This is a genomic window from Halorubrum yunnanense (assembly GCF_026586675.1).
GTDB lineage: Archaea > Halobacteriota > Halobacteria > Halobacteriales > Haloferacaceae > Halorubrum > Halorubrum yunnanense.
Map to the genome: position 1 here is coordinate 1 of NZ_JAODIX010000077.1, position 7,898 is coordinate 7,898.

Annotated in this window: 4 protein-coding genes; all 4 read right to left on the bottom strand. The window is 58.2% G+C overall.

The window, feature by feature from the left end; genetic code table 11:
- On the bottom strand, window positions 1-498 hold a 498-nt coding region (locus N5096_RS15120), incomplete at its 3' end, for a carboxypeptidase-like regulatory domain-containing protein (protein ID WP_267665632.1).
- Window positions 499-549: 51 nt separating this feature from the next.
- Window positions 550-6,570, bottom strand: a complete 6,021-nt coding sequence (locus N5096_RS15125) for a beta strand repeat-containing protein (protein ID WP_267665633.1) — start codon at window positions 6,568-6,570, stop codon at window positions 550-552.
- Between the two features lie 100 nt (window positions 6,571-6,670).
- Entirely contained in the window at window positions 6,671-6,838 is a 168-nt protein-coding gene (locus N5096_RS15130) for a hypothetical protein (protein ID WP_267665634.1), read from the bottom strand.
- Window positions 6,839-7,297: 459 nt separating this feature from the next.
- Window positions 7,298-7,898, bottom strand: a 601-nt coding sequence (locus N5096_RS15135; RefSeq protein WP_267665635.1) for a transposase, incomplete at its 5' end; no start/stop codon positions are given.

The window sequence follows — 7,898 nt, forward strand, 5'->3', positions numbered from 1 at the left end:
GCCACCGCCGGCGCCGCTGTCACCGCCGTCACCGCCGTCACTGCCGTCACCGCCGTCACCGCCGTCACCGCCGTCACCGCCGTCACTGCCGTCACCGCCGTCACCGCCGTCACCGCCGTCACCGCCCGTATCGACTGTCACCGAATGGTCGATCCGTTCGGTCTGGGCGGATTCGAACGTCGTCGTGTCTGACGAGCCTTGCACCTCGACGGTGAGCGTTTCGCCCTCATCGCCGTCTTCGGCTGGGAACTGTACCTCGTAGTAGCCGTCGGCGTCAGTCGTCGCAGTGTGGGTGTTTCCGTCCTCGTCGGTGACAGTCACCGTTAATCCGTCCGCCGGATTCCCATTCTGATCGGTGACGTCTCCGTAGATCTCGTGCGGAGGACTCGGGACCTGTGCAGCAGCGATGCCGGCACCCGAACTCACGATGAGCACGGCCACCATCGCGACTGTGAGCAGCCGCAGGCCACGTGATATCTGTGTCGTTGATGTTGTCATTTTGGTGTGTTTACCCCCAAATAAATTTGGAGAGGTGTGTGGCTGCGGTCGCTATTCGGCGAGGTAGTTCGATGCCGTGTAGATCTCGTCGTCTTCGACGAAGACCCAGTAGGCTTCACCCGGCTCGAACATGTCGTCAGCCGTGACAGGCGCGTAGCTGAACTCGCCGTCATTCGCCTGTTCGTAGGCATACGTCGCCGAACTGTCGCCACCGACAGAGTCGAGGGCACCACCCGCACCGTCATCGGCGGGCTGAGCGCCTTCCTGCCAGTGACCGACAAGGTTCCAACCTTCCTGGAGCTGCTGTTGACCAGGCGTCGAATCCTCGGCGGTGTCACCGGGCTCCTCGTTGCGAACCGTCACGTCGACGGTAGCGTCGGAGTCGGCGGTCACGACGTAGCCCTGACCGCCCTCCATGGACTCGAAGTCCTGGTTGTCGTCGGTCTTGTCGGGCGCGTAGCTGACCCACTCGCCGTTCTCGTAGGTCATCACGCTCATGTCCGAGAATTCGGATTCGGAGATGTCGAGCGAACCGAATTCAGCCGGGACAGAGACGAAGTTGGCGCCTTCCTTCAGGTCGAACTCGTGGGTGTCGACCTTCTCGGAAGTGCCAGTGACAGAGGTATCGTCACCGTAGTCCTCGTCGAGTGTGTCCTCACCGAAGGCAATGTTCTGCTCGTCGCCCGTGGCGACAACATCGCCGAACGTGAAGACTAGTTCGTTCTGTGCTTCGCCGTCTTTCACCGTGTTGGCCGAGTGGCCGTCTGCGGTGATATTCTCCACATCGTAGTCGTCCACTTCACTAACCGGCTCGTTGAACTGCACCGTCACTTCGTTTGCACCGGTGAGTTCCGCGTCAATGGGCGTCGGATCCGCGTAGTCGACGGAGGCATCGTCGTCCGATTCATCGACGTGCGCATCCAAGCCGCTCACGGCGGTCGCGGATGTCAGATCGGCATCGTAGTTGCCGTCACGCGGAACAGTGAAGTTGGTCTCGTACTCGAACGTGCCGTCGTCCAAGGCAGTCTCCTCGAAGCCAGACTCGTTGAGTTCGACGTCCACAGCGTTACTCTCGGTTTCAACGAGATCGTGTTCGGTGGTCACGTCGACGGTGAACGTGTCGAGTTCAGCGTCAGACGTGAAGCCGATCTGGATCTCCTCTGCCGTGGAGTCTGTAGTGTTCGTCGCTTCGAAGTCGTACACAGAGACGAACTCGACGATTAGCGCCGAGTCGGTAGTCTGGTTGTCGACCGAGTCGTTGATCGTCGCCTCGATCTCATCGTTGAGGAAGTCGTCCGGAGTCAACGAGGAGTTGAGGGTGATCGTCGCGGTGGTGTCACCGGCGCTGTGTTCAACGGCGTCGACGGTATGGTTGACGCCGCTGTTGTTCACGTAGGTGAAGTTCTCTGCGGAGAGAGCACCGTCTGTGTTGTTGTAGACACTCTCTGTGAACGTCACATCGACGGTAGTCGAGCCGTTAGAGGCCCGAGCGACACCGTCGAAGGCCGGATCGTCGCCGTCTTCGAGCGCGACCGCGGACGTGTCGGCCTGCGTGCCGACGATGTCCGTGACCTGCGCCGTCGCGGAGACGGTAACGCTCTCGTTGTCGATGTCGCTCGGTGCGATCGACTCATCGACGGTGAGCGTGTAGGTCGCGTCGCTTCCGGAGACGGAGTCGATCGTCAGGTTCTCACCGTCGAACGCGTCGAGGTTGCCGTCAACGTTCTTCACATCCTCGCTGAACGTGACGTCGAGTTCGTCCGTTCCGGCGTTGGTCTGGACAGACTCGATCGTCGCGGACACGTTATCCTTCGGCACCGTGGTGACCTTGTTCTCGCTAGTCAGGTCGACACCAAGGTCGGTGACGTTCGCCTCGATGGTGACGTCACCGTTCTCGATGTTGGTCAGGTCGAAGGTGAACTGCGCGGAGCCCGAGGAGACATCCTTGCTCTGCTGAGCGAAGATGTCGCCCGACGAGGTGTTCTTGACGGCGACGTCAGCGACCGAAGCGTTGGGTGCTATGACGTCGACGTCGTAGTCGGCTTGGTTGCCTGCCGTCACGTTGCCTTCAACGGAGAGGCCAGGCGTGGCCGGGTCGGTCGTGTCGGCGAGTGCCGTCGTCGCAGTGTGATCCACGGCGACAGCATTCGCGTCGTAGACCTCATTCTGGTTGACGCTGATAAGGTCCGAGCCAATGTCGCTCGCCGCGACGTCAGCGTCAAGCGTGAGGACGGCAACAGAGTCGCCGGCCTCGTGCGCAACGCTGTCGACAGCGGTCGCGCCGCCGTTGTTGCTCTGGTAGGCGAAGTCGGTCGCGTTGACTGCACCCGTGCCGTCAGCGTTGGCGTAGACGCCCTCGTTGAAGGTTACCTCAACGGTGTCGGTTCCGGCTTCGGTTTCCACCGAATCGACGACCGGATCAACATCGTTGACCGTGAAGTCATGGGCTGGGCCGTCAGTATCAGAGGTGTCCAGCGTGTTTCCGACGTTGTCGGAGACGCTGACGTTGATATGAACCGGCGTCGCATCAGTGTAGCTGATGCCCGCTTCAGCCGTATCGAAGGTCAGCGTGCCCGAGTCGAAGGAGACCGCAGCGTCTGCGGTCGTCCCCTCGAACAGGGTTTCGTCGCTCTGGTTGACCTCGAGGTCGATGGTACTCGCATCGACACCCGAGTCGGTCCCGTCATCTTCGTCGATGTCGAAGCTGAAGTTCGTCTGCGGGTCGGTCGTGTCGTCAGCGCTGAAGTCAGACGTACCCGGTTCGGTGTCGTCGATAACGACATCTTCGTCACCAGTGGTGTAGGTTTCGTCGTTACCGAGCGAGTCGTCAACCGTCACGTCGACACGGTAATCCGTATCTCCCACGATCTCGTTGGAGTCCGCGTTCGCGAGATCGAGCGTGACGGTCTTGTTCGTTCCATCATCAACGTAGTCGCCGTCGTTGATGTCGTAGGTGACCGTGTTTTCATCACCATCCACGTCATTAAGTTCGATGTCGACCACGTCGACGTTGCTGTCGACGTAGTTGTACTTCACCTGCAGCGTGCCGTCCGTCGGCTTGTAGACTGTGTCGGACGGAGCCACGACTTCACCGGAGTCGACCTGCGTGTCAACCTCGTAGGTGAACTCAGTGGAGTTACTGGCTCCGTTGGTGTCGTCACTTTCGACGGTGATGTTGACTTGACCATCCGCTAAGTCGAGATTATCGATGCTGAGGTCGTCTTCCGGATCATCACCATCGGTATCGACATCAGCGTCCTGCGCGATCTCGATGTTGCTTCCAGTCGGCGCTGCGCGAGCGTTGTCAAGAACAACACCGTCAGCGTCTTCGACGGTGATGTACGTGCTGCTCGTGTTCACGCCGGTCTGGTCACTGATTTCGATGTCGATGTTGTCCTTGTCTGTCGTCGGATCGTCTGCTGGCGTGACGAGCTCGAAGGACGGACCGCTCGTGTCGACCGAGGGACTTATCGTACCCACGGGGTCAGCGCCGTCGTTGCCAGCTTCGTCTTCGGCCTGCGTGAGGTCCGCAGTCCAGTCAGCGTCGTCAACCGTCGTGGTTGCGTCGTACGTGTTCTGACTGTCGGTCGGGTCGAAGTCGGTGACGGTCGTGGTGTCACCGTTCGTCAGCTCAACCTCGATCGCACTCGTGTTGAGCGGCTCGTCGGCAGCGACAGTAAGCGTCACCTGATCGCCACTGACGCTGTGGGAGAAGTCCGTGATGTCAGGTGCGACGCCGTCTGTGGCTTCGACCTTCTCGCTCGACGCGACGGGATTGCCAGCGTCGTCCTGGATACCGCCTTCCGTTTCGAGCGTGACGTTCGGTGTCGCGTTAGCCGCGAGCGAGTTCTCACTCGTGAAAGTCAGGTTCAACTTGGTGTCATCGCCCGTATCGGTCACAACAGTGTCGATGGGGACGTTCGAATCATCGTCGTCCGTAACCGAGAAGTCGGGATCACTAGCGGAACTGTAGGTGTCGTTCAGTGTGACAACCACTTTATCCGCGTCGTCCTCATCTGCGTTTTCGGCAGTCTCCGCGGAGACGATTCCGAGAGATGCCGTGTCGATTTCGAACGTCCGGCTGTCCGTGCCATCCTGCGTGTTGCCGTCGGTTCCAACGGCACCGGAGACATCGACGGTCGCACTTGCTTCGGCGTTGTCGACGTTGATGTCGACCGAGCCGTTATAGACGTCGTCCGTCGCATCTTCATCCTCGAAGTTGGTGTTCGTGAGCTCGACTGCCTCACCACCGACAGTGAAGCCCACCGTCGGTTCGGTGCTGGTGTCGAGGCCTTTGTTGAACTCGACCTTGAAGCCGAGGCTCGTGCCGTTCACAGACTCGTCGTAGGCCTCCCCATCATCCACCGACGTACCACTGATACTAACATCTTGGACAGTCGGAGGCGATGTGTCCCCGATCGAGAGCGTCCGAGTGACGGCAACGTCACTGGTGCTCGGATCGAGGTTTAGGCCGACGTCCGTATCGGACGACGGGTTCGTCACTCCGCTGTACTTCAGGATAAGCTGATCGCCGGCGTCGATGGTAACGCCACTGGTGTTTTCGACGGTCAGCACGGAGCCGTCAGCATAGCTGACCTGATCCGCAGTCAGTGACGTGTCGATCTCGTCGTTACCGGTCGTGTCGACACCGAACGATTCGACGGTGGCATCCGTGATGTCGCCGTCAAAGTCGGTCACACTGTAGTCGACCTCGAAGACGCTGACATCGGTCTGCGAGTCGAGCGTCACCTTGGCCGTGTGGGTTGAGGTCTGCGAGTCGCCGTTCGGCTGGGCACTGATCGAAGCCGCACGTGCGTTACCTAGCACGTAGTCGTCAGTAAGCCCGCTGCCGTCGCCATTCACGCCGCCGTTATTATCGGCCGCGTCGATGGCATCGTCGACAGTCGCGGTGTAGGTACCCTTGCTGTCGTCGTACGGCTGTGTTACATCGAGTGTGTACGTGTACGGTCCAGATCCAGATACTCTGAAATCGCTCTCTTCATACGTGTACTCGTCGTTATTGAGCGGAGCATCAACAGACACGGAGATGTCAGCCGGGTCGGTGTCAAGAGCTTCGTTGCTCTCGAACGTCAGTACAAGGTTCCCGCTCTCATCATTAGAGAGCTGGACGTTCGAAATATCGGGCGAGATTGTGTCAGCTGCCGTGACGGGAGCGTCATCTCCGGACGTCAATTCGTTTCCGACCTTGTCCGCGATGCTTCCACCACTAGTGTTGATCGAAACGTCTGTCGCCTGATTAATTGCTGAATCCAGTGTCAGGGTGACTGTCTGTTTACCAGTTTCACCATCGGTAACGCCACTCTTATCGATTGAGGCGACAGATCCCGTACTGAGCGAGAAGTCCGTTGCATCAATAGTCGTTTTGTTGATGCCAGACCTGCTATCCGAAATGTTGACATCAACTGTTGTCCGCGATGTCTGCTTTGCGTCATCAAGCGACGGCGCACCGGCATCTATGGTCGTTGCGGAACCTGCACTAACCGTCACACTGTCCGGTGCGCTACTATCAAACGTGGTCCCACTATCGGTAGTAGTCCTTACCTCTGTGGAAGTCTGGAGAGTGTTACCATCTGTAGCGTCTCCAGCAAGCTCAACAACCACGTAGAACTTCTGACTTGTTCCATCCGCAACCGTGGTTACCGGGTTAGTTGCCTGCTCATTATCACCAATAGCGGAGCCGAACGTGGTTACGGGTCCATCAACTTGGGTGTCTTCATCAGACTGGAAGCCCCCGGTACTACCATCCTCTTCATAAATATCGATTGCAGTGATATCGTTGTTGTCAGCAGTCCCGGTGTTTGAAACCGTGAAGTTGTTAATTTCGAGATCGGTACCATCACCGCTTCCGCCGTCAACTGTAATTGCCTGAACTGAGACGTTCGTGTCGCCCGGTGCCACATATGTAGGCCCCGAACTGTCCTGCGTCACAGAGGCCTCTGTGGCTGCCGCGGCACTCCCCGCAAACGCGACAGTACCCCCCACCATGGAGAGTACCATCACGAGCGAGAAGAAGACCGCTTGCGCCTTTTTCCGTCTGTTACCGTCTGTCATGTAGTGTGTGTTTGTGTTGTCGTCTTCGTGTCGGTCGTCGCGCGATACGCCTCGGTCGTTCGGGTTACGACAGCTACGTCGCGGCCGTCGAATCCTCGTGTCATCCCTCCAATCCGTAGTAGTCCACGAGGACTTCCTCGAGCTTCTCGGAGACGTTCACCCCGTCCGCGACCGCATCGGAGCGAACCTCCCGCCAGACCTCTCGGTCCAACTCGATCGTCGTCCGCGTCAGGTCCGCGACGTCGTCCCCGTTGGTGTCCTCTGTCATCGCCACTGATCCTCAATCACCTCGCACTGTACCGCTCTGTCAAGTTGTAGTTGGCACTTCATGTTACAGTTGTCACTTTCTTAATCTATCCATATATAGTTAATGGTGGTACATCAAATCGCGTTAAGCCAAGCGTATTGACATCCTCCCACGCCTGAAGACCTGTCTCTTACCCACAAATCGAGTCGTTGCCGAACTCGAGGACCCCGAGCAAAAATTCCGATATCGACAGCTGTAACGCCTTCATGGATCGATTTTGCCGATCTCGTTTACTCGTATTCAGTACCCCCCAACTGCCGAGATCACTGCCCGAATCACTCCTCACTTCGATCTTCCGAGTATAGATTGGGCTCGACAGCGTCTGAAACGTGTGTTTGAGACTCGGTGAACTTATGGGTAAGAGACAGGCCTAAAGGCGCGGGTACTCTCCTCGATCTTGAGCCTGTCATAGAATCCAACTCATAGCTTCTCACAGCCCGGACTATTTCCTCGCTCGTAGTTGGTGATTGCAACAACGAGACGGAGACAGAGCGCAAGGAACACTTCTGTTCGTGCGTGGACGCGGCCTCGGGCGCGGACGTGCCCGAGGCCGCAGTCCTTGACCGCGTCATTGGTTCGTTCGACGCCTGTCCGGTTGTTGTACGTCTCGTCCAAGATGGGTTGTTTCAGCTGCACGTCCTCGCTGTGTTCCTTGATTCGGTCTTCGACCCTGTACTCGATGTCTTTCGGGTCGTCAGTATTTCGCGGATTGTATGGTGCGATTGGCACGACCCCTGCGGCTAGCAGGTGGTCGTGCCAGTCGAGGATGTCGTAGGCGCTGTCTCCAAGCATCCAGACCGGTGTATCAACGGCGAGCGCGTCACGTGTGACGCGCATCGCCGTCTCTTGATCCACTTGTTTGGCCTGTGTGAACTCCGCTGCTATCGGGATCTTTGCGCCAGTTGAGACGATCGTACAGCCGAAGCCGTAGTAGTACTCTTCCGCTGTTGGATCGTAGTTCCATGAGGCGGCGTCATTGTGTTGGATCGCCTCGATATGAGTCGAATCGATGGAGTACGTG

Bases quoted from the DNA above. Each gene is read 5' to 3' on its own strand.
- N5096_RS15125 (WP_267665633.1), bottom strand. From the start codon at position 6,570: ATGACAGACGGTAACAGACGGAAAAAGGCGCAAGCGGTCTTCTTCTCG.
- N5096_RS15130 (WP_267665634.1), bottom strand. From the start codon at position 6,838: ATGACAGAGGACACCAACGGGGACGACGTCGCGGACCTGACGCGGACG.